At 65.5% G+C, this 19,370-nt stretch carries 21 protein-coding genes; 8 read left to right on the top strand and 13 right to left on the bottom strand.

The window, feature by feature from the left end; translation table 11 throughout:
* Window positions 1-58: 58 nt before the first annotated feature.
* The 6 genes from R3P95_RS09105 to R3P95_RS09080 all read right to left on the bottom strand — a co-directional run bounded on the left by R3P95_RS09105 (window position 59) and on the right by R3P95_RS09080 (window position 6,100).
* Window positions 59-856, bottom strand: coding sequence for a DNA-formamidopyrimidine glycosylase family protein (locus tag R3P95_RS09105; protein WP_317548126.1), 798 nt, complete (start codon window positions 854-856; stop codon window positions 59-61).
* A gap of 82 nt (window positions 857-938) precedes the next feature.
* Window positions 939-2,021 carry a zinc-binding dehydrogenase gene (locus R3P95_RS09100; RefSeq protein WP_317548125.1) on the bottom strand — a complete coding sequence of 361 codons (1,083 nt, stop codon included), beginning with the start codon at window positions 2,019-2,021 and terminating at the stop codon, window positions 939-941.
* Window positions 1,997-3,589: a phosphonate ABC transporter, permease protein PhnE gene (phnE, locus tag R3P95_RS09095; RefSeq protein WP_317548124.1), complete on the bottom strand. Its 1,593-nt coding sequence runs from the start codon at window positions 3,587-3,589 to the stop codon at window positions 1,997-1,999. Before phnE ends, R3P95_RS09100 begins: the two co-directional genes overlap by 25 nt.
* Window positions 3,586-4,392, bottom strand: coding sequence for a phosphonate ABC transporter ATP-binding protein (phnC, locus tag R3P95_RS09090; protein ID WP_317548123.1), 807 nt, complete (start codon window positions 4,390-4,392; stop codon window positions 3,586-3,588). Before phnC ends, phnE begins: the two co-directional genes overlap by 4 nt.
* A complete protein-coding gene (locus tag R3P95_RS09085; RefSeq protein ID WP_317548293.1) occupies window positions 4,392-5,360 on the bottom strand; it encodes a phosphate/phosphite/phosphonate ABC transporter substrate-binding protein in 969 nt (322 codons plus the stop codon). The genes phnC and R3P95_RS09085 overlap by 1 nt, the downstream gene beginning before the upstream one ends.
* A gap of 41 nt (window positions 5,361-5,401) precedes the next feature.
* Window positions 5,402-6,100, bottom strand: a complete 699-nt coding sequence (locus R3P95_RS09080; protein WP_317548122.1) for a phosphonatase-like hydrolase — start codon at window positions 6,098-6,100, stop codon at window positions 5,402-5,404.
* Between the two features lie 108 nt (window positions 6,101-6,208).
* Between R3P95_RS09080 and R3P95_RS09075 the strand changes: the two genes are divergently transcribed.
* Together R3P95_RS09075 and R3P95_RS09070 are read left to right on the top strand one after the other, a co-directional pair.
* Window positions 6,209-6,922: a GntR family transcriptional regulator gene (locus R3P95_RS09075; protein ID WP_317548120.1), complete on the top strand. Its 714-nt coding sequence runs from the start codon at window positions 6,209-6,211 to the stop codon at window positions 6,920-6,922.
* Window position 6,923: 1 nt separating this feature from the next.
* The gene (locus tag R3P95_RS09070) at window positions 6,924-8,045 is read left to right on the top strand and encodes a TIGR03364 family FAD-dependent oxidoreductase (protein ID WP_317548119.1); all 1,122 of its coding nucleotides are present in this window, start codon (window positions 6,924-6,926) and stop codon (window positions 8,043-8,045) included.
* Window positions 8,046-8,075: 30 nt separating this feature from the next.
* Here the strand turns inward: R3P95_RS09070 and R3P95_RS09065 are convergent, their stop codons facing one another.
* The 4 genes from R3P95_RS09065 to R3P95_RS09050 form a co-directional block, all read right to left on the bottom strand.
* On the bottom strand, window positions 8,076-9,299 hold the full coding sequence (locus tag R3P95_RS09065) for a Dyp-type peroxidase (protein ID WP_317548118.1): 1,224 nt from the start codon (window positions 9,297-9,299) through the stop codon (window positions 8,076-8,078).
* Complete coding sequence (locus R3P95_RS09060; RefSeq protein WP_269596265.1) at window positions 9,292-9,840, bottom strand: copper chaperone PCu(A)C; 549 nt, start codon at window positions 9,838-9,840, stop codon at window positions 9,292-9,294. The genes R3P95_RS09065 and R3P95_RS09060 overlap by 8 nt, the downstream gene beginning before the upstream one ends.
* Window positions 9,837-11,312: a PepSY-associated TM helix domain-containing protein gene (locus tag R3P95_RS09055; RefSeq protein ID WP_317548117.1), complete on the bottom strand. Its 1,476-nt coding sequence runs from the start codon at window positions 11,310-11,312 to the stop codon at window positions 9,837-9,839. Before R3P95_RS09055 ends, R3P95_RS09060 begins: the two co-directional genes overlap by 4 nt.
* A 181-nt stretch (window positions 11,313-11,493) precedes the next feature.
* A complete protein-coding gene (locus R3P95_RS09050; RefSeq protein ID WP_317548116.1) occupies window positions 11,494-12,024 on the bottom strand; it encodes a hypothetical protein in 531 nt (176 codons plus the stop codon).
* Window positions 12,025-12,186: 162 nt separating this feature from the next.
* On the opposite strand from R3P95_RS09050, the gene R3P95_RS09045 reads away from it, so the two are divergent.
* Window positions 12,187-12,441: a hypothetical protein gene (locus R3P95_RS09045; RefSeq protein ID WP_317548115.1), complete on the top strand. Its 255-nt coding sequence runs from the start codon at window positions 12,187-12,189 to the stop codon at window positions 12,439-12,441.
* 26 nt (window positions 12,442-12,467) lie between these two features.
* Here R3P95_RS09045 and R3P95_RS09040 read toward each other — a convergent pair whose 3' ends face one another.
* On the bottom strand, window positions 12,468-13,043 hold the full coding sequence (locus R3P95_RS09040) for a TetR/AcrR family transcriptional regulator (RefSeq protein WP_317548114.1): 576 nt from the start codon (window positions 13,041-13,043) through the stop codon (window positions 12,468-12,470).
* Window positions 13,044-13,122: 79 nt separating this feature from the next.
* Here R3P95_RS09040 and R3P95_RS09035 point away from each other — a divergent pair, with 79 nt between their 5' ends.
* Window positions 13,123-13,740: an NAD(P)H-dependent oxidoreductase gene (locus tag R3P95_RS09035; protein WP_317548113.1), complete on the top strand. Its 618-nt coding sequence runs from the start codon at window positions 13,123-13,125 to the stop codon at window positions 13,738-13,740.
* 115 nt (window positions 13,741-13,855) lie between these two features.
* Here the strand turns inward: R3P95_RS09035 and R3P95_RS09030 are convergent, their stop codons facing one another.
* Window positions 13,856-14,275 (bottom strand): nitroreductase/quinone reductase family protein, encoded by a 420-nt coding sequence (locus R3P95_RS09030; RefSeq protein WP_317548111.1) that lies wholly within the window; start codon window positions 14,273-14,275, stop codon window positions 13,856-13,858.
* Between the two features lie 180 nt (window positions 14,276-14,455).
* On the opposite strand from R3P95_RS09030, the gene R3P95_RS09025 reads away from it, so the two are divergent.
* From R3P95_RS09025 to R3P95_RS09010, 4 genes are all read left to right on the top strand, one after another.
* Window positions 14,456-15,502 carry an ABC transporter substrate-binding protein gene (locus R3P95_RS09025; protein WP_317548110.1) on the top strand — a complete coding sequence of 349 codons (1,047 nt, stop codon included), beginning with the start codon at window positions 14,456-14,458 and terminating at the stop codon, window positions 15,500-15,502.
* Between the two features lie 65 nt (window positions 15,503-15,567).
* A complete protein-coding gene (locus R3P95_RS09020; RefSeq protein ID WP_394855397.1) occupies window positions 15,568-16,566 on the top strand; it encodes a FecCD family ABC transporter permease in 999 nt (332 codons plus the stop codon).
* Window positions 16,563-17,384 carry an ABC transporter ATP-binding protein gene (locus R3P95_RS09015; protein WP_317548109.1) on the top strand — a complete coding sequence of 274 codons (822 nt, stop codon included), beginning with the start codon at window positions 16,563-16,565 and terminating at the stop codon, window positions 17,382-17,384. Before R3P95_RS09020 ends, R3P95_RS09015 begins: the two co-directional genes overlap by 4 nt.
* Window positions 17,385-17,445: 61 nt before the next feature.
* Window positions 17,446-18,951 (top strand): protein adenylyltransferase SelO, encoded by a 1,506-nt coding sequence (locus R3P95_RS09010; protein ID WP_317548108.1) that lies wholly within the window; start codon window positions 17,446-17,448, stop codon window positions 18,949-18,951.
* A gap of 19 nt (window positions 18,952-18,970) precedes the next feature.
* Here the strand turns inward: R3P95_RS09010 and R3P95_RS09005 are convergent, their stop codons facing one another.
* Complete coding sequence (locus R3P95_RS09005; RefSeq protein ID WP_317548106.1) at window positions 18,971-19,369, bottom strand: VOC family protein; 399 nt, start codon at window positions 19,367-19,369, stop codon at window positions 18,971-18,973.
* Window position 19,370 lies beyond the last annotated feature (1 nt).

Genomic DNA, 19,370 nt, shown 5'->3' with positions numbered 1-19,370 from the left:
ACACGCGATACCCGCGGGCGGTTATGTCGTTGAGCCAACAGCGATCGACCGCTCGTCGCTAGGGCTCCGGTTGGCAGGTCGGACACCACCATGTTCGACGCTTGTCCGGATCTCCTGGTGTCTCCGCGACCACCCGAATCGACGTCCCACACCGCAGACACGGCTTTCCTGCCCGCCCTGCAACCCAGTGCGATCGACCCCGGCGAGTGTCCCCGGTGGTCACCTGCATCGCACCCGGAACCGTCGCCGAATGACGCATCGCCCGCTCGAGCAACGCGACCAATCTCTGCGCGTCGACATCACTCGACGGCGTCCACGGCCACAGGCCGCGCAGAAAACACAGCTCGTTGGCCCACAGATTTCCGGGACCGGCGATCACCCGCTGATCCAGCAACGTCGCAACGATCGGCCGACTCCCCTGAGCCGTGATGTTGGCAACTCCGCGCTCGGCGTCGAACGTCGGGTGCAGCGGGTCCGGCCCGAGATGTGCGATCAGCGCGTTCATGTCCCTCGTGTATCCGTAGTCCACGACCGGCAGCAGAATTCCGTACGCGGTGGGCCCGTCGACCACGGCAAGCCGGACGCGCACGTCGGGTCGGACGCGCTGCGGAATCGAGCGACCGGCCCGCACGACCGTCCACGATCCGCTCATCCGCAGATGCGTGTGCAGCGTCGTGCCGTTCTCGAAATCGGTGAACAGATGCTTGCCGTGTGTCCGATGCCCGACGACGGTTCGGCCGGCCAGATTCTCCACTGCGTGCGCGGGCACCTGCAGCCTTCCGGCCCGCAGCGTCGCGCCGTCCAATGCTCGACGCAACCTCGCGGCCAGTGCAAATACGGTGTCGCCTTCGGGCATGCTTCTGGGGTATCCCGCTCGGCAGAACCGTAATCGCCCGCTCGGCCCCCTCGTGCGATGAACACCTCCGCCGGAGCCGACATCACCGCGACGCGACACCTGCCGGACTTGCCGGACAGTCGTTGGACCTCGTCGACAGACCGTGAGCCCAGGGCGCGACCGACGACCGGAGAATTCCCGACGGCGTCGGCCGCAACACCGATTCGAGTTCGGCCAATGGAACCGGTGCCTCGACGAGGGATTCCCACGGATACTTCTCGCCGGTATCACGGAGGAAGGCAACGGCCTGGTGGAGGTGCCGCGGCTCGTAGTTGTGGATTCCGGTGATGGTCAGCCAGTTTCGGACCACCGCTTCGGGGTCGACGGTGATCGGGGCACCGGGCGCGACGGAGCCGGCGAGCACGAGCCGCCCACCGACGTCGAGTCGCCCCGAGGCCGCCTGCAAAGCCGAGGACGATCCGGAGAAGTCGATGGCCACATCGGTGCGTGCACCGTCGTCCTCCACGGCCCCGAATGCACGGGATTGTTTCTGCCGCTGCAGGTCTCGGTCGAGGACCGACACCGCTGCACCTCGCTCCCTGGCCGCCGCAGCGGCGGTCACCCCCAGCATCCCTGCCCCGACGATCAGTACTCGTCGACCGTCGATCGCACCGGCGGCGTCGAGGGCGGCCATCACCGTCGCCGTCGCACACGCTGCGGGCGCGGCGACGGCGTCGGGCATGGTGTCGGGAACTCGGACCACTGCGGTTCCGCGTGGGAGCACGATGTGTCGAGCATAGGAGCCGCTGAGAGCCCATGCGCTCTCGGCAGACTCGTGACCCACCTTGCGCACGGCCGAACATTTGGCCGTGAACCCGCGGACACATCGGGCGCACCGACCACAGCACACCGTGACCGACCAGACGATCCGATCCCCCACCTCGACAGCCGATACCGCATCGCCGACGGCAATCACGCGACCGACGGCCTCGTGCCCGAGCACAGACGGGCACGCACCGTGCCGTCGACCGGACACGGTGTGCAGGTCGCTCCCGCACACCGTGGCGAGATCGACGCGCACCAACACCTCACCCGATTCGAGAGCGGGAATCTCAATGTCCCGCAATTCGATTCCGCTCCCCGTCCAGACGGCGGCCTGTGTCAGACCAACAATGATCTGATCCATCCGGAGATCCTTTCCACGATGTACACCACGACGAAGATGACGAGAACGATCGCACCGGCGACGTCGAAGTTCAGAGTACGAATCGACTCGAAGAGCAGGAAGCCGATACCGCCTGCACCGACGATCCCCAGGATGGTCGAGGTGCGGATGTTCACGTCGAGCAGATACAGGCTCGAACCGACGATCGACGGAACAGCCTGAGGAACAACCGCACTCAGTGTCCGATTCCACCAACCGCCACCGACCGACGCCACCGCTTCGAGGGGACCGGGATCGATCTCCTCGATCGCGTCGGCGACGAGTTTGCCGAGGAATCCGACGGACCCGATGGCCAGTGCGCAGGTTCCCGCCACCGGGCCCAGTCCGAGTGCCGCGACGAATACGACAGCGAGGATGAGTTCGGGGACTGCGCGGACCAATAGGATCCAGGATCTCGCGACCCAGTACACCGCGGGATGCGGAGTTGCGTTGCGCGCGGCCAGAACTCCGACGGGTATCGACAGAACGATACCGATGGCGGTGGCCACGACTCCGATGGCAACGGTCTGTACGGCGGCGTCGAACAGGTCCGCTCCCAACGCTGAGAAGTCCGGTGGAACCATACGCCCGAACACCTCGATCGACGGCCCGATCCACGTCAGAAGCGAGCGCGGATCCAATTCGAGCACCACGAACGACGCCACGACCGCGACGACGAGCACGGCCGACGCTCCGATGCGCATCAGTCGATCGCGCTGCGGGCCGGCCGCAGACGGCACCAGCAACATGCGGCGAAGAGCCATCGCCGCCAATTCCATCGCGGCGATGATCACCAGGATCACCAGTACGATGCCGAGAGCACGCGGGTAGATCAGGCCCCGCAGAGCGTCCTGCAGGGCGAACCCGATACCGCCTGCCCCGACGAAGCCGAGGACCACCGACATGCGCAGATTGATGTCGATTCGATACACGAAGGCTCCGATCCACGCCGGAACGACCTGCGGAACAACGGCATTGATCATCTCCCGGTAGTAGCCGGCTCCGGCGGCACGGATCGCCTCTCGCGGTCCCACATCGGTCTCTTCGATGGCGTCGGCGAACAGCTTGCCGAGCATGCCGATGGAATGCAGTGCGAGGGCGAGGATGCCGGGCAACACTCCGATCCCCAGCGCCCTGACGAACAGCACCGCGAACAGCAGATCCGGCATCGCCCGGCAGAACGTGATGACGGCGCGAGCAACGCTGTAAAGGACCGGATGCGGCGAGGTGTTGCGCGCCGCGAGAAACGCCAACGGTACCGAGACGATCGCTGCGAGCACGGTGCCCAGTACTGCCATGAGCAATGTGTCGAGTGCGAGGGAGACGATCCTGCCGGTGTCGTCCACGCGGGGCGGCAGCATCCGCTCGAGCAGGTTACCGACGTCTTCGAGACCGTCGATCAGAGTCGTCGGCGCGAAGTCGATGTACCCCGCCGAGAGCACGGTCAGAACGAGCGCGGCGACGCCCAGCGCCGGGAACAGCCATCGACGTCGCCGCGGATCGTTCTGTGCAGCAGTGTTCGTGGGCTTCGGTTCGACCGTGACGGTCATGTCGGTGCCACCGTGGTCATGTTTCCGGGATCGGGCGCGATCCGCTGATAGATCGGCATGATGTCCTCGCGTCGGAGACCGGCGGCCGGGCGATCGAGCACCACCCGACCGTCCCGCAGGCCCACGAGCCGATGCGCCCAGCCGAGCGCGAGATCGACCTGATGCAGGGTGCACACCACGGTCAGCTTCTCCTCGCTGCACACCCGCTGCAGCAGATCCATCACCACGCCCGCGTTCTCGGGATCGAGCGAGGCGACGGGCTCGTCCGCGAGCACGATCCGCGGACGCTGCATCAGGGTGCGTGCGATCGCCACCCGTTGCTGTTGCCCGCCCGACAGCGTGTCGGCCCGTCGTTCGGCGAAGTCCGCCAACCCGACTCGGCCGAGGCACGCCCGGGCTTCCTCTCGCATCGCCTTCGGATAGGTGAAGGCTCCGTAGCGCGGAAAGGACAGGCGACCGATGCCGCCCACGAGTACGTTCTCGAGACAGCTCAACCGACCGACGAGATTGAAGTGCTGGAAGATGAAGCCGACATCGCGGCGCAGTTCGCGCACTCGGCGACGGTTTGCCAGATCGACACGAGTGTCGAGGGCGGTGACGCTACCGGAGGTGACGGGCTGCAACCCGTTGATGCACCGCAGCAGCGTGGACTTCCCGGAGCCGGAAAGCCCGAGCAGCACCAACATCTCACTGTTGTGCACGTCGAGATTCACGTCCCTGAGCGCGGTGGTGGATCCGAATGTCTTGGTGACATTGCGAACGCTGACCACGACATCGCCCCGGTCCATCGGTGCGGACATCATCAGCCCTGGCACTTCTCGGAGCCGGTGACCTCGCATACGTGGCGCACGCCGTCGTAATCGCTGTCCTGCGCCGGCACGACGCCCCAGGCGTCCTCGTCGGTGATGCGGCATTCCTCGGCGCAGATGCCGTCCGCGACGAAGGCATCGGAGTTCATGCCCTCGCTGAAGACGTCCTCGAGCTTCGCGATGGCGTCGGCACCGAGATCGTTGTTGGCAGCGAAGAGCGAACCGGCGATCATCTCGGACTTCCACACTGTCTTCAGCTCGCCGGGTGCCAGCTCGCCGTTGTCGATCATCGTTCGGTCGACCATGGTGTCGAACGCGAAACCGGCATCGCAATCCCCGGCTTTGACGGCCAAGGCCGAGGCGTCGTGCCCGCCCGCGTAGATCGGGGTCATTGCACTCGAGATGTCGGCCTCCGCACCGGAAGCGATGACATTGTCCTCGATGAGTCCCGCTGTCGGGTAGAGGAATCCGGAGGTCGAGCTGGGGTCGACGAAACAGACCTTCTTACCGGCGTAATCGGCGAGCCCGTCGACCGAGGCATTGTCCGAACGGGCGATTCCGTAGGACTGGTAGCCGGGCGGAGTTCCCTCGTCCTGAACGACGGCACCCAGCGGCGTCATGTCGGCCCCGTTGATTCCGGCGACCACGTAGGCGAACGGGCCGAAGAAGGCGAGGTCGACATTGCCCGCGATCAGGCCCTCGACCACACCCGCGTAGTCCGAGGCCTGGATGAACTCGACGGTTGCTCCGGTCTCGTTCTCGAGGCGCTCGATGACCGGGTCGTAGCTGGCCTTCAGGTCGGTGGAATTCTCGGCGGGAATCGCAGCGAGCGTGATGGTTTCGGGGAATCCTTGCTCGGTGGTGGCTCCGTCGGAAGAACTGGAGCAACCGGCTGCAACGAGTGCGGCAGCCGAGAGCACGGCCGCGGCGGTCACGGTGCGACGGTGAGAGGTGGCGATCATGGCGGGGTGTCCGTTCGGTGAGGTTCGGGCGAGGATGGTGTTCACGGCAGAACGATGGGGGGAAGGTCGGCGACGCTGTCGAGTACGTGCGTCGCACCGGCCTCGCGTAGTCGGTCGACGGAGTGAGCTCCGGTGAGCACCCCGATCAGCAGAGATGCGCCGGCCCGGCGACCGGACAGGATGTCGCTCGAGGTGTCGCCGACGACGGCGACCGCAGCGATGTCACTGACCTCGGCGAACAGCGCAGCCGACAGGACGAGATCCGGGTGGGGACGCCCACGGCCGGCCTCACCGGGTGCGAGGAACGCGTCGGGCAGATCCTGCCAGCCGAGCGTGTCGATGATGCGCTTCTGTGTCGGTGCCGAGAAGCCCGTGGTCAGCACGACGCTGATCCCGGACTCGCGGAGCTTCGTGATGGCCTGCGCCGCACCGGGAACGGGCGCGATACCGTCGTCGATGCGGGCGTCGTAGGCCGACTCGAAGGCGCGGTTGGCGGCCTGGGCACGGTCCTCGGTTCCGAACAGCACACGGAACACCTCGATCTTGGACTGACCCATCGTGTCCAGGACGTAGCGACGGGCGTCGTCGCGTTCGGGTCCCTCGGATGCGAGTCCGACGGCGGTGGCCGCGACGTCGAACGCGTCCAACACGAGTCCGTCGTCGGTGACGGTGGTTCCGGCCATGTCGAGGACGACGAGTTCGATGTCGGTGCTGGCGTTCGGGGTAGTGGAGTTCGGCATGAGAAAGAGACTGCCGTTTGGTATAGACCATTGCGTGGAACTCGAGTGAACGACTCGTGAACGTCGAGCAACAGTTAGGTCTAGACCAATTGGTGCTATGGTCGGCTCATGGTTGTGGACAGCGAACCCCGCGTGCTCAAGCACCAGATCGTGCGTAGAAGTCTCGACGACATGCTCGACGGCATGTCGGCAGGCGACGCATTTCCGTCCGAGCGCGATCTCGCCGATCGATACGACGTCTCCCGCGAGACCTTGCGTCAAGCCATTCGAGAACTGTTGGTGGCCGGTCGAATCGAACGTCGCGGACGCGCGACCGTCGTTGCCGAACCCAAAGTGGTATTACCGTTGGCGATCGGTTCCTACACCGAGGCAGCGCGGGAGAAGGGCATGAGTGCCACCCGAATTCTGGTCGGCTGGGACACGTTCCGAGCTGACGACGCCCTCGCGGATCTGCTCGGAATCGAGACCGGTTCGGAGGTGGTCCAACTCGAGCGCGTCTTCACCACCGGGGACGTCCGAGTGGGTCTCGAGACGACTCGCATCCCTGCGTACCGCATTCCGGGGCTGCAGGACAGTTTCGATCACCGAACGTCGTTGTATGCCGAATTACGAACGCGCGGAGTCGTCTTCGGACGAGTGGTCGACACCATCGAAACCGTCCTTCCCGACGCCCGAGAAGCTGCGCTCCTCACCGTCGACACCCGCACACCGATGTTTCTGCTCGGCCGCGTCTCCTACGACACGGACGGGGTTCCTATCGAACACCGACGGTCGCTCTACCGCGGAGACCGGATGACCTTCACCGCAGTCATGGATGCCTGACATGACCACAGAATATGACGTCGTGGTCGTCGGTGCCGGGATCGTCGGTCTCGCTCACGCCTATCACGCTCACCGACGCGGCCTGACGGTAGCGGTGGTCGATCATGCCGATCGCGTGGCAGGTGCATCGGTGCAGAACTTCGGACACGCCTGCATCACAGCGCAATCCGGTACTGCACTCGACTACGCTCGGGCCGGCCGCAGCCACTGGCTCGACCTCGCCCGTACGGCAGGTTTCTGGGCTGTCGAGTCCGGGACGCACTGCGTTGCCCGGCACGAGGACGAGTACGCAGTGCTCGAGCAGTTCGCCGAACTGCGGGGCAAGGAGCAGGTACGACTACTGGGCCGCACCGAGGTACTGGACCGACTCCCCATTGCCGACACCGACGTGGTGGGCGGCATGTATCTGCCGCTGGACGTCCAAGTGGACCCACGCGCCGCCGCCCCGGCCATCGCGCGTTGGCTCGACAGCTCCGGGGTCGACTTCTTCTGGCGCACCGCCGCAACGTCGTTCGCCCCCGGCGTAGTTCACACCTCGCGCGGGGAACTGCGGGCCGGCACCACCTTCGTCACCGTCAACCACGACATCGATCGACTGTTTCCCGAGTACGCCGAACGCGACGCACTGGTGCGATGTCGGCTGCACATGCTGCGCGCCACGCTCCCGCTCGACGCACCGCTACCCACCCCACTGTTCACCGGTTGGTCGCTGCTCAGGTACTCGGGTTTCGAGAACCTGCCCGCCGTTGCCGACGTCGCTGCCCGCCTGCAGTCCGACTATCCCGGCTACGTCGAGCTCGATCTGCACCAGATGTACACCCCACAACCGGACGGATCGATCCTGCTCGGCGACACTCACGTTCGTGAGATCACCGCGTCTCCGTTCCAGAGCGAGGAAGGATTCCAGGTGCTGCTCACCGAAGCCCGGTCGCTCTTCGGAGTCGACCGCATCGACGTCACCGACCGATGGCAGGGAATCTACTGTTCGGCACCGGGTTCGGAGTTCCTGCTGGAGGAACCGGTGGACCGCGTGCACATCGCCACTGTTACCACCGGGATAGGCATGACGACCAGCATGGGCCTGGCGCTGGCCAACGTGGACAGCGCTCTGGCACCGGCCTGAGTGCACCTCGTGAACACCCAGGTGTCCCGGTTACCCGAACAGACTCTGCCCCAGGTAGCCGTCGTCGACCACTCCCGGGAGTATCGCGAACACCGCAGAACCGATCGGGGTGGTCCATTGGTTCAACGCATCGAATTCGTCGAGTCGTTGCTGAATCGGCAGGAACTGGGTGAGCACATCGCGCTGATAGCTCGCGAACAGTAAGCCGGTGTTCGACAGTGATCCGGCAGCCGGTGGGTCGTCGTAGTTGTAGGCCCGCCGGAAGATTCGCTCGCCGTCGTGAACATGCCGTGCCCTCGCGATGTGCGAGGACGGTGGGATGACCGGAATTCCGAATCGATCGGTTGCGTTGAAATCTGCCTTGTCGAACTCGGCGGTTCCGGTCAACGGGGCACCTGTGTCGAGGGTTCGCCCCACCGACAGTTCCCGGCCGGGTCGATCCAGCTCGTCCCAGGTGTCCATCTCGATCCGGATGCGCCGCAACACCATCGACGTTCCGTGTTTCATCCAGGGCTGATCGCTCCCGTCGTCCCAGACCAGACCGTCGAAGTCGGTACTTCCGGCCTCCGGATTGACGGTGCCGTCGACCTGTCCCATCAGATTTCGCATCGTGGTGCCCGATTCCTCGGTACCACGCGAACGCCGGAATCCGCGCTGTGTCCAGGCGATCGTCACCAACGAGCGCACGTTCTTGGTCAGTACCCGCACAGCGTGCGCAACGGTGACGGGATCGTCCGAGCACACCTGCAGCAGCAGATCGCCGCCGGTGAATCCCGGTTCCAGGCGGTCGATTCCGAACGCAGGAAGCGGTGCCAGCCACGACGGCCGCCGATTCGGCAGACCGATCGCATCGAACACACCCGGACCGAGCCCGACGGTCACCGTCAGGCGGGCGGGCTCGAGCGCCAGTTCGGCCTCGGTATCGGCCAGTGCGGGTGCACCGGACGTCAACCGTCCGATGTCCTCCGTCCAGACCTTCAGGATCCCGATCAGCTCGTCGCGTCCGACGCGCTCATGCATGTTCAACCCGACGAACATCGAGTGTGCCTGCGGCGGAACAGTATCGACACCGGCTTGATGAACGCCGCGCCACGGCACGGTCTCACTTCCGGTGGCCGTCTGCTCGGCTCGGTTGCCGACGATCTCGTAACCGGTCGCGGCTCCCACGCCCGCGACGCCGAGCGCGGCGACGCCTCCACCGAGGAGACGCCGCCGGCTCAGCGAGCGTGGTGACCGGTTCTCGTTGTCAGCCACCGTGTGCCGGCGCGGGGGTTGCCGACCCGTCCATGTCCATGGTGCCGGGCTCGTAATTCTCCTGGGCCCCAGAGAAGTCACGAACCTGCGCGGTGAACGTCGTGCTCGACGCGTCCTCGAACTCGAGCGTGAATTCCGCGTCGGCTCCGGGGGTCAGCGGCGACGTGACGTCCATCAGCATCAGGTGATCGCCGCCCGCGGCGAGCACGTGCGTACCGCCCGCCGGGATGACGAAGCCTCCCTCCTTCGGCCGCATCACCATCGCCCCGTCCGCCCCGGTTGCCATCTCGTGCAATTCGATTCGGCTCGACGCCGGAGACGATGCACCGACCACGTGCACATCGGAGTCGCCGGTGTTCTGCAATTCGGCGAAGGCCGCCGTCATACCGGAGTCTGCGGCTTTGACCCATTGCTCGCGGACGACGACGGAATCGGACTCCGTCGCCGCGGCGGCGGGCTCGTTGCTGGAGCATCCGGTGAGGATCAGGCCGGTGACCGACAGTGCGGCCAACAGTGTGGAGGTGCGACGGGTGAGATTCATACGAGTTCGCTTTCGTGTCGAGAAGCAGCGGGATTGGTGGTTCTGGTCCGTGCTCTGCGAATCGAGCCGAGCAGGACGTCGACGGCGAGGAAGGCCACCAGGCTCAGCCCGAGGAGTGGGACGAACCAGCCGACAGCGACAGCGACGACCACCAACGCGGCGACGGACATCGGTGAGATGCGGCGAATGCCGCCGCGCAGAGGCGGCCGCCCTGCCGTGAGGCCGCTTGCCTTGGTGGGGCGGCGTTTCCACCACATCATGTAGCCCCTGACGATGACCGATGCCAGCGCGACGGCGAGCGCAAGCAGCGCAAGCTGATTGGCTACCCCGAACAACGTGCCCATGTGCAGCTGAATACCCCAGGCCGACAGCTTGGCCGCGATGGGCCAATCGGAGAAGAACACGGTGTCGATCACTGTGCCGGCGGCACCGTCGATCGAGATGGAGTCGTTCGACATCACCCAGGGCTGACGGGTTTCGGCGACGACGAACGCCGTGTCTGCCGACGGTGGAATGGACGCTTCCACGGCACCGTCGATTCCGTTGGCTCGGGCGATCCCCAGCACCGAGTCGATACGTCCGACGTTGTCCTCCGTCGTCGATGCATCGGCCGGCATTTCCATCGAATGCCCGCCGTGACCGGAGTGGTCACCCGCCGCGGCCGCGTCGGAGGAGCCGATCGTCTTGGTGACGGCGGGGGTGGTCCAGCTCAGTGCCGACCGCAGCTCGGTGACGTTCTCCCCGGCGTAGGTGGACCATGTCAATCCGGTGGCGGACAGGAAGATCAGACCGACGGCGATCCAGATACCAGCCACGCCGTGCCAGTTCAAGGACCTGTTGCGGCCCTTCGACTTTCGATCGAAGGTCAACAGCCTGGCCTTGTCGCGATTGCGTCGATACCGCTCGAACCACAGGTACAGGCCGCCGAGCGCGATCACCCACAACCACGAGGCGGCGAGTTCGCTGTAGAGGCGACCTGGCTCCCCCAGGTGCAGATGGCGATGGAGTTCGGAGATCCAGGTGCGCAACGGTAGGGCGCTGGAGGAGCCGTACACAGCCAGCTCACCCACAGACGTCGCGGTGGCGGGGTCGACGAAAACAGCCAGCCGCTGCGATTCGCCCAAGCTCGGGTCGGTGAACATCACCCGAGTGGTGTCGCCGGCCTCGGCTGCAGGGCGGACGGCGGCGACGGTGAGGTCGGGTCGTTCGGCCTGCGCTGCCCGAATCTGCTGGGCGACGGGGACGGCCGGACCGGTCGTGTCCACGTGGACGTAGTCGCGATACACGAGTTGTTCGATGGTCGGAGCAACGGCGTAGAGGCCGCCGCTGATGGTGGCGATCAGGATGAACGGTGCCACCAGGATGCCTGCGTAGAAGTGCAGACGCAGGATCAACGGTCGCCAGCTCCGTGGGCGCTGGGAAGGGGTGGGCGGCGATGGATCGGCGAGGCGTTCCAATTCCGGTGTGGACATGAGGACTCGTTTCGTGAAGGCATGGGTGGGCGCGCGCAGCGGTGCGCGAGAAGGCATCGCACAGACGATCGGGCGTGCTCGAGGCAGCGCGGATCGCGCGATGTGAGGGCTCGTCGAACAGACAGCGACAGCTCGATACCCGACGCCTACGTGCAGGGCGGGTGGGAGTGAAGAGCTGCGGTCAGGTCCGAAGCGCAGGCGGTCCGCGGTTTCCGCAGCCCGACAGGTCGAGTAGACGAGGCGTTCCCGGGAGTCGGTAGACCGGAAGTTCAGGGGCGATGCGGGACTCGTCGACGACGAGAGCTGCCAACAGAGGCAGTGCCTCACGTAGCGAGGTCACTGCGCGCCGGATGCCGTGCTCCGCTCCGCGGATGGCCAGAGCGCCGACCAGGATGGCAACCACATGGGCCGCGAACATCTGCTGGGTGAGCATCGAACCGTGATGGTGACCGTCGACGGCGGTGAGCAACAGGTGTCCGACCGACTGCGCGGCAGTCAGGATCATCAGCAGCTGTGCGCGCGGTGCCGCCGGTGTCGGTGCCGCGGCGGTCGCGTAGCCGATCGCAGCGGAGACGACGGCCAACAGCACGATGGCCGCGTCGGATGGAGGCATTCCCCCACCGAACGTGTGCGCTGCGACGGTGACCAGCGCCGACAGCCCGCCCACGGACGCACCGCGCAGGAGCGCGAATCCATCCGTTGACGCAGACATGGACGGGAGCTTACTACCGACTACACCGAGTAGTAGTCCAGGTACCGGAACGACGCCTCCGGACCCCGCAAGCCGGTCCGACGGTCTTTTTCCGGTTGGTTATCCTGATCATCGGTACTCGAACCATCAACGGTCGAGCCGCGAGATCGAGAGTGGACGCACATGGCAGAGAATTCGGACGCGGCCCAGGCTCGGGTGTTCGCCGACATGCTGACCAGCGAGATCGCAGCCGCGTCGAGTCGCGTCGAAGAGTCCGAGCAACTGGCGCGCAAGGCCTTGCGGGTAGGCGATTCCCGCAGCCATGTGTGGCACAGCGACGAAGCGCAGACCCAGAAGCAGGCGCTCTACGCGCTGTATCGCCAGCTCGATGCGTTGCGCAACCGGTTTCCCACCGTGCAGCCGCGAATCTCCGGCTGACGGCGTACCCGTCGGACGACTACCGGTCAGCCCCTGCCGACGACGGCGACGATCAGCTCGGTCAATTCTTCCGTCGCCTCCTCTGGCCCCAGCACTCCGGATACCGCCGCGTGCGACAGTGCCTCCGCTGCACCGAAGATCGCGGTGATCGACGATGCCGAGATCCCGCCGGAGCCGCTGAACGGCTCGAGAATCGACCGGCATCGATCGGAATACGCCCGTTCGGCCGATCGCTTGACCTGTTCGAGTTCGGGCGAGCCCTCCAATGCCGCCAGCACACCCGTCAGCTCACGCCCCTGCGCCAACGCGCAACCCACGTACGAGTTGGCGATTGCGTGTGCGCGTCCGTTCAACGAGGTGGGCGCGGCGTGGAGGGATTCCTCGAGCATGACCGTCTGCCGGTCGTCGAATTCCGTGAACAGGGCGGCCAGGAGTTCCGCACGCGAGGCGAAGTGGCTGTACACCACGGGTTTTGCGACGCCGGCGTGTTCAGCGAGTCGGCCGAGCGTCAGAGCGTCGGCTCCTTCCGCCCGCACGAGAGCCCAGGAGACCTCCACCAACTGGTCGTATCGGTCGGAGCGAGACAGTCGCGTCCGGGCCATCGGGCACCTCCTTGCGCTATGTACGAATAGTAACCTACTCTTGGTACATAGCCGCTTCTCCTCACCGAAGGAATCAGCCATGACCACACTTGTCGTAGTCTCCCATTCCGACCCCGACTCCCTGACCCACCACGTCGCTCGATCCGTATCGGACGCGATCCGCACCGCAGGCGACACCGTCGAGGCGGCCGATCTGGCGGCCGAGAACTTCGATCCTCGATTCGAGGACGCAGACCTGAACTTGTTCCGCGGCAACGGAACCACACCGGCGGACGTGCGTGCCGAACAGGAACGAATCGATCGCGCCGATCATCTGGTTCTGGTCTTCCCGATGTACTGGTGGTCGATGCCCGCGCTACTGAAAGGGTGGATCGATCGCGTCTTCGTCAGCGGATGGGCGTACGAATACAGCCCGGGAGTCGGGTTCGACAAGAAGCTGGACCGACTCACCGTCCACCTGGTTGCACTTGCCGGCGACGATGCCGACAGCTTCGAGCGCCACGGCGTCGATGCCGCTTTCCGTACGCAGATCGAACGGGGCATCTTCGAATACTGCGGTGCAACAGTGGGATCGACGAACTTCCTGTACGAAACCGATACCAGGAGTCGCGAGACACTCGATGCAGAGGTCGCCGATCTCGCTTCTGCCATAGCCGGCCGGGTGGTCGTCCGACAGAAGGCCCTCGCCTCCGGCTGATCAGATCTCGACGAGCTCGGAGCGCCGCGTCCCCTGGCGACGGATCCATTGTCATTCAGGGCCATTGTCGCTCAGGCGCAACGCTTGTCGAAGCCGGAAAACTCGCCCCGGGAGATCAGGTGGGAGTGAGGCGGAAGATTGGGAATCGACGGCCCTCGGAGGTCTCGACGTATTTCGCGAATCCGGAGGACGCGTCGAGGAACTTCTGCCAACTGTCGGCCCATTCGGCATCGGGGACTTCCGAGGCTTCCACTGCGACGGTTCGTACTCCCCCATCGTGGGGAACCTCGATGTCGACGCGAGGATGTGCGCGCAGATTGTGAACCCAGGCAGGGTCTTTGGGTGAACCCGCGGCCGAGCCGACGATCAACCAGCTACCTTCCTGGGAAATCGCCATCAGCGGATTCAGCCGGATCTCGCCACTCTTGGCGCCGATCGAGTGCACGACGACGAGGGAGTCGCCGAACCCAGCCGTGGACACGTGTCCACCGTTACTGCGGAACTCCTCGATGATCATCTCGTTGAAGTCGGCCATACCACCGATTATGTCGCGGACAGCGTCGGCGCGGACCGGTTTCTCACCGACGGCTCAGCGGCGACGATTTCCATCACCGCCGACCAAAGGTTAGCCTGTGCTCATGCGCGCCTCGGGCGCGCTGCGCCGTCGGGTGATCCCCGGCGGCTCGTTGCTGTCAGAACCCGAAGGACATCCCACGTGCTCAACGTTCGTCGCCGCGCAGGCACCCTCGCCGCCGCTGCTGCCCTGGTCGGATCGCTCGTCGCGTGCGGAGCCTCAGAGGAGGTTCCCGACGCGGTCTCGGACACCACCGCAGGTGGGACCACCTACCCATTGACCATCGACAACTGCGGAGAGTCGGTGACCTTCGACTCGGCACCGCAGCGGGTGGTGTCGCTGGATCAGAACTCCACCGAAATTCTCCTCTCGCTCGGCGTGCAGGATCGCATGGTGGGCACCGCCTCCTGGACCGATCCGGTCCGCGAGAACCTCGCCGACGCGAACGCCTCGGTTCCCCGACTGGCCGACAACGCCCCCACCTACGAGGTCGTGGTCGATACCGAACCCGATCTCGTCACCGCATCGTTCGGACGCCACTTCGAGCAAGGCGGCGTCGCTCAGCGGTCCCGCTTCTCCGAAACCGGTGCGGCCACGTATCTTTCACCCACCGACTGCGACGCCGGTCGCAGCGTCAACGGGGGCAACACCCGAACGACGCTGCTCACGATGGAGTCGCTGTACCAGGAGATCACCGAACTCGCGGCGATCTTCGACGTCAACGAGCGCGGTGCCGAGTTCGTCGACGAACTGAAGACCCGCATGGCCGACGCCACCGCGACCACCGCCGAATCGGATGTCTCCGTGGCATTCTGGTTCGCGGACACCAAGAGTCCGTACATCGCAGGCGGACGGGGATCGGCCGATCTACTCGCCAGAACGGTCGGCATGACGAACGTCTTCGCCGACACCGACGACGACTGGCCTGCCGTCGGCTGGGAGACCATGGTGGATCGGGATCCGACCGTCCTGGTACTGGGCGACCTGGCGCGCAACCGTTTTCCCGGTGACCTGCTCGCCGACAAGATCGCATTCCTCGAGTCCGACCCCGTCACGAGCACGATGGCCGCCGTCCGAGACAAGCGCTACATCTCCCTGCACGGTGCGGAGATGAACCCGTCGATCCGGGCCGTCGACGGTGTCGAGAAGGTGTCGGCCGGACTGCGCGACCTGGGACTGTCGTCCTGACCGCGACCATCACCCGCCGGCGCTCCGCCCAGCGAGCGCAGACCTCCCGCAACCTGTGGCGTTGGGTGTTCGCCCTGCTGGGCGGGGTCGTGCTGTGCGTGGTGTCGGTCCTCGTCGCCATCACCCTCGGGCCGGCGAACATCTCGCTGGTCAACGTGCGCGACGTGATACTCAACCATCTCGGCATCACCGACATCCCGGTGAAGGTATCGAAGAACGCGATCATCTGGGAGGAGCGACTCCCCCGTGCGCTCGTCGCTGCAGCCAGTGGCGTCGGACTCGGCATCTGCGGTGTCATCATGCAGTCGCTCCTGCGTAATCCCCTGGCGGACCCGTTCGTGCTCGGTGTTTCCTCGGGTGCCTCGACGGGTGCCGTCGTGGTCGGTGTCCTCGGTGTCGGCGGGGCCGCGCTCGGGCTGTCCGGTGGTGCGTTCATCGGCGCACTCGTCGCGTTCGGCCTGGTGTTGTTTCTCGCCCGAATGTCCGGCAGTGGAAACGATCGCGTGATTCTCGCCGGTGTTGCAACCACTCAATTGTTCTCGGCCCTGACGTCTTTCGTGATCTTCGCCTTCGCCGACTCGGACGAGACGCGCGGCGTGATGTTCTGGCTGCTCGGTTCGTTCGAGGGTGTGCGATGGAACGACGTCGTGCTGTGTGTGGCCGTGGCCGGCATCGGCGCGGTGGTGTGTTGTTACTACGCGTACGTGCTCGACGCGTTCGCGTTCGGCAACTCGGTGGCGTCCTCGCTCGGCTTCGACGTCAAGAAGGTCCGATTGACTCTGCTCGTCGGCACCGCCCTGATCACCGCGACACTGGTCAGCGTGGCCGGCGCCATCGGTTTCGTCGGCCTCATTCTTCCGCACGCAGCGCGTCTGTTGGTGGGACCCAACCACAGCCGCCTCGTGCCCACCACTGCCGTCATCGGCGCGATCTTCATGGTGTGGGTCGACGCCGTGTCGAGAGTCGCGTTCGCCCCTACCCCACTGCCGGTGGGCGTCGGGACAGCACTCGTCGGCGTTCCCGCCTTCATCGCAATCATGGCTCGCAAGAGAGGAATTCGATGACCCTGCACGCGTCGAACGTCTCCTGGAAGCGCGGTGGCGTCCTGGTGGTCGACGGCGTGACCCTGCATCCGGGGCCCGGCCGCATGGTGGGACTGTTGGGCCCCAACGGTTCCGGTAAGTCCTCACTGCTGCACCTGATGGCCGGGGCCGCATCACCCACCGCTGGTGTCGTCGAACTCGACGGTGCGGAGCTCGGTTCGCTCAAGCGCAGACACATCGCCCGCGCGGTCGCAGTCGTGGGTCAGCACGCCCACACGGACGTCGATGTGACGGTCGGAGACGTCGTGCGTCTGGGACGCATCCCGCATCGCGGGGCTTTCGGTGGAAGCGACCTGGACGACGACGCCGTGGACGATGCACTCGCGCAGACCGGACTCACCGACAAAGCGGATCGATTGTGGCGCACGCTCTCCGGTGGTGAGCAGCAGCGGGCGCACATCGCACGCGCACTGGCTCAGCAGCCCCGCGAGATGTTGCTGGACGAGCCGACCAACCATCTCGACATCCACCATCAACTCGAGCTGTTGGCCCTCGTTGCGCGCCTGCCGATCACCAGCGTCGTCGCGCTCCACGACCTGAACCTGGCGGCGATGTTCTGCGACGAGGTCCTGGTGCTCAAGGACGGCAGGGTCGTCGCAGGCGGCACCCCCGCGGAAGTGCTGACCGAGGAACTGATCGCCGAGGTGTACCGAGTGCGGGCGCGCGTGTCCGTGGACGGCGACGACGGACGGGTGCACATCCGTTTCGATGCGGCGGCCGGGTACGAGACCTTCGCAAGGAAGCAGGACTCCGGCGTGGCCGCAGCATCTCGCCCCTGAACGGCATCGGACAGCAGAGTCCCAGGGGATTGGGTGCCACGATTCGTGGTACCCCTGAACCATGAGTGAATCCACCAGACCGGGCGTACCGACCACGGGCCTGCCCGCATTCGGGTTCGAGACGACCTTCGCCGACGAGGTTCCTGGACTGACAGTGCCGTGGCAGGGCACCCACGCGCCGGATCCTCGGGTGTTGATTCTCGACGATGAACTCGCTCGGTCACTCGCGCTCGACCCGGCGTCGCTGCGCACGGCCGAGGCAGCCGGTGTGCTGTCCGGGTCGACTCCTCCGGCCGAATCCGCCACTGTGGCGATGGCGTACGCGGGTCATCAGTTCGGCAATTTCGTTCCCCTGTTGGGGGACGGCCGAGCACTGCTGCTCGGCGAGCTGCGCGATGGTCGGGGCCATCGAGTCGACCTGCATCTCAAGGGGTCCGGCGCTACCCCGTTCTCGCGTGGGGGCGACGGGAGAGCGGTAGTGGGCGCCATGCTGCGCGAGTACCTCATCAGCGCAGCGATGCACGCGCTGCACATTCCCACCACACGTTCGCTCGCCGTCGTCACCACCGGTGAACAGGTGGTGCGAGAAGGAGGTCCGCAACCCGGGGCGGTGCTCGTCAGGGTCGCGTCGAGCCATCTGCGGGTGGGCACCTTCGAGTTCGCGGCCAGGCGTGAGGGGCTCACACAGCCCCTCGCCGACTACGCGATAGCCCGCCACTACCCGGCACTGCTCGAGCTGCCGGTCGAGGAACGCTGTCTCGCCTTCTTCGAGGCTGTCGTCGAAGCCCAGGCATCGCTTGTTGCGCAGTGGATGTCGGTCGGATTCGTGCACGGTGTCATGAACACGGACAACACGACGATCTCCGGGGAGACCATCGACTACGGACCGTGCGCATTTCTCGACTCCTACGATCCGGCTACGGTGTTCAGCTCCATCGACCACGGCGGACGCTATGCCTACGGCAATCAACCCGCAGTGCTCGGGTGGAATCTGGCCAGATTCGGCGAAACACTACTGCCCCTGGTCGATTCGACGCCCGATACCGCCATCACGGCTCTCACCGCAGTACTGGACACGTTCGGGGAACGCTACCGCCGGCACTACTCTGCCGCGATGGCCCTCAAGCTCGGCCTGACAGACGATGGCGCGGACGCGGCGCTCGTCGACGAACTGCACCGGTTGCTCACCGACCACCGAGCCGACTGGACCCTGACCTTCCGCGCCCTCGCCGAGAACTTGCGCGGAGACTCGTCGCCGTTCGATTCCCTCGTTCCACCGGACGCGTCCGCGGAGTGGCTCGAGCGTTGGCGGTCAGCGGTTTCGGCACGAGGACAGGACTTTTCATCGATCGCCGACGGGATGGATCGCGTCAACCCCGCTTACATTCCCCGCAACCATCTGGTCGACGCCGCACTCAGGTCCGCGACCGAGGGTGATCTCGAGCCTTTCGAGCGTCTGCTCGACGTCGTCACGACACCGTTCGACCGCCGCGACGAACGGTCCGAGTACGCCCTGCCCGCGCCTGCGAACTTCAGTGCCGGATTTCGGACCTTCTGCGGAACCTGAAGCGTGAAGGGCAGCGCGGTCAGGCAGGCGCAGCAAAGAATTCGAGGGCGATGTCGTCGGGATCGCGGAACGAGATTCCAGACCCGTAGTGCGCGTGTTTGACACCGCTGTGCGCGATGCCGAGTCGGTCGAGCGTCGATACCCAAGACGCTAGGTCGTCCTGTGTGCAGCCGAACGCGATATGGTCCACGCCCGTTCTCTTCTCGTCGAAGGCACCGGAGACCTGATCGTCGCCGTGAGTGTGCAATCCGAACAGCATGCCGCCGTCGAGCGCGAACACGGTGTGGTGATAGTTGCCGGATTCTTCGTCCTCGTCGAGTACGGGCGACGCGTCGAACAGTCGTGAGTACCACTCGGTGCTGGCGGCAAGATCGGATACGGTCACGGCCACGTGGGAGAGGCCGGGGAATTGCGACATG

The organism is Rhodococcus cercidiphylli, from assembly GCF_033042225.1.
GTDB lineage: Bacteria > Actinomycetota > Actinomycetes > Mycobacteriales > Mycobacteriaceae > Rhodococcoides.
This window is presented reverse-complemented; position numbering and strand designations above follow the sequence as displayed.

Excerpts from the sequence above, each read along its gene's own strand:
- R3P95_RS09105 (WP_317548126.1), bottom strand. The coding sequence starts at position 856 with ATGCCCGAAGGCGACACCGTATTTGCACTGGCCGCGAGGTTGCGTCGA.
- R3P95_RS09100 (WP_317548125.1), bottom strand. The coding sequence starts at position 2,021 with ATGGATCAGATCATTGTTGGTCTGACACAGGCCGCCGTCTGGACGGGG.
- phnE (WP_317548124.1), bottom strand. The coding sequence starts at position 3,589 with ATGACCGTCACGGTCGAACCGAAGCCCACGAACACTGCTGCACAGAAC.
- phnC (WP_317548123.1), bottom strand. The coding sequence starts at position 4,392 with ATGATGTCCGCACCGATGGACCGGGGCGATGTCGTGGTCAGCGTTCGC.
- R3P95_RS09085 (WP_317548293.1), bottom strand. The coding sequence starts at position 5,360 with ATGATCGCCACCTCTCACCGTCGCACCGTGACCGCCGCGGCCGTGCTC.
- R3P95_RS09080 (WP_317548122.1), bottom strand. The coding sequence starts at position 6,100 with ATGCCGAACTCCACTACCCCGAACGCCAGCACCGACATCGAACTCGTC.
- R3P95_RS09075 (WP_317548120.1), top strand. The coding sequence starts at position 6,209 with ATGGTTGTGGACAGCGAACCCCGCGTGCTCAAGCACCAGATCGTGCGT.
- R3P95_RS09070 (WP_317548119.1), top strand. The coding sequence starts at position 6,924 with ATGACCACAGAATATGACGTCGTGGTCGTCGGTGCCGGGATCGTCGGT.
- R3P95_RS09060 (WP_269596265.1), bottom strand. The coding sequence starts at position 9,840 with ATGAATCTCACCCGTCGCACCTCCACACTGTTGGCCGCACTGTCGGTC.
- R3P95_RS09055 (WP_317548117.1), bottom strand. The coding sequence starts at position 11,312 with ATGTCCACACCGGAATTGGAACGCCTCGCCGATCCATCGCCGCCCACC.
- R3P95_RS09050 (WP_317548116.1), bottom strand. The coding sequence starts at position 12,024 with ATGTCTGCGTCAACGGATGGATTCGCGCTCCTGCGCGGTGCGTCCGTG.
- R3P95_RS09045 (WP_317548115.1), top strand. The coding sequence starts at position 12,187 with ATGGCAGAGAATTCGGACGCGGCCCAGGCTCGGGTGTTCGCCGACATG.
- R3P95_RS09040 (WP_317548114.1), bottom strand. The coding sequence starts at position 13,043 with ATGGCCCGGACGCGACTGTCTCGCTCCGACCGATACGACCAGTTGGTG.
- R3P95_RS09035 (WP_317548113.1), top strand. The coding sequence starts at position 13,123 with ATGACCACACTTGTCGTAGTCTCCCATTCCGACCCCGACTCCCTGACC.
- R3P95_RS09030 (WP_317548111.1), bottom strand. The coding sequence starts at position 14,275 with ATGGCCGACTTCAACGAGATGATCATCGAGGAGTTCCGCAGTAACGGT.
- R3P95_RS09015 (WP_317548109.1), top strand. The coding sequence starts at position 16,563 with ATGACCCTGCACGCGTCGAACGTCTCCTGGAAGCGCGGTGGCGTCCTG.
- R3P95_RS09010 (WP_317548108.1), top strand. The coding sequence starts at position 17,446 with ATGAGTGAATCCACCAGACCGGGCGTACCGACCACGGGCCTGCCCGCA.
- R3P95_RS09005 (WP_317548106.1), bottom strand. The coding sequence starts at position 19,369 with ATGTCGCAATTCCCCGGCCTCTCCCACGTGGCCGTGACCGTATCCGAT.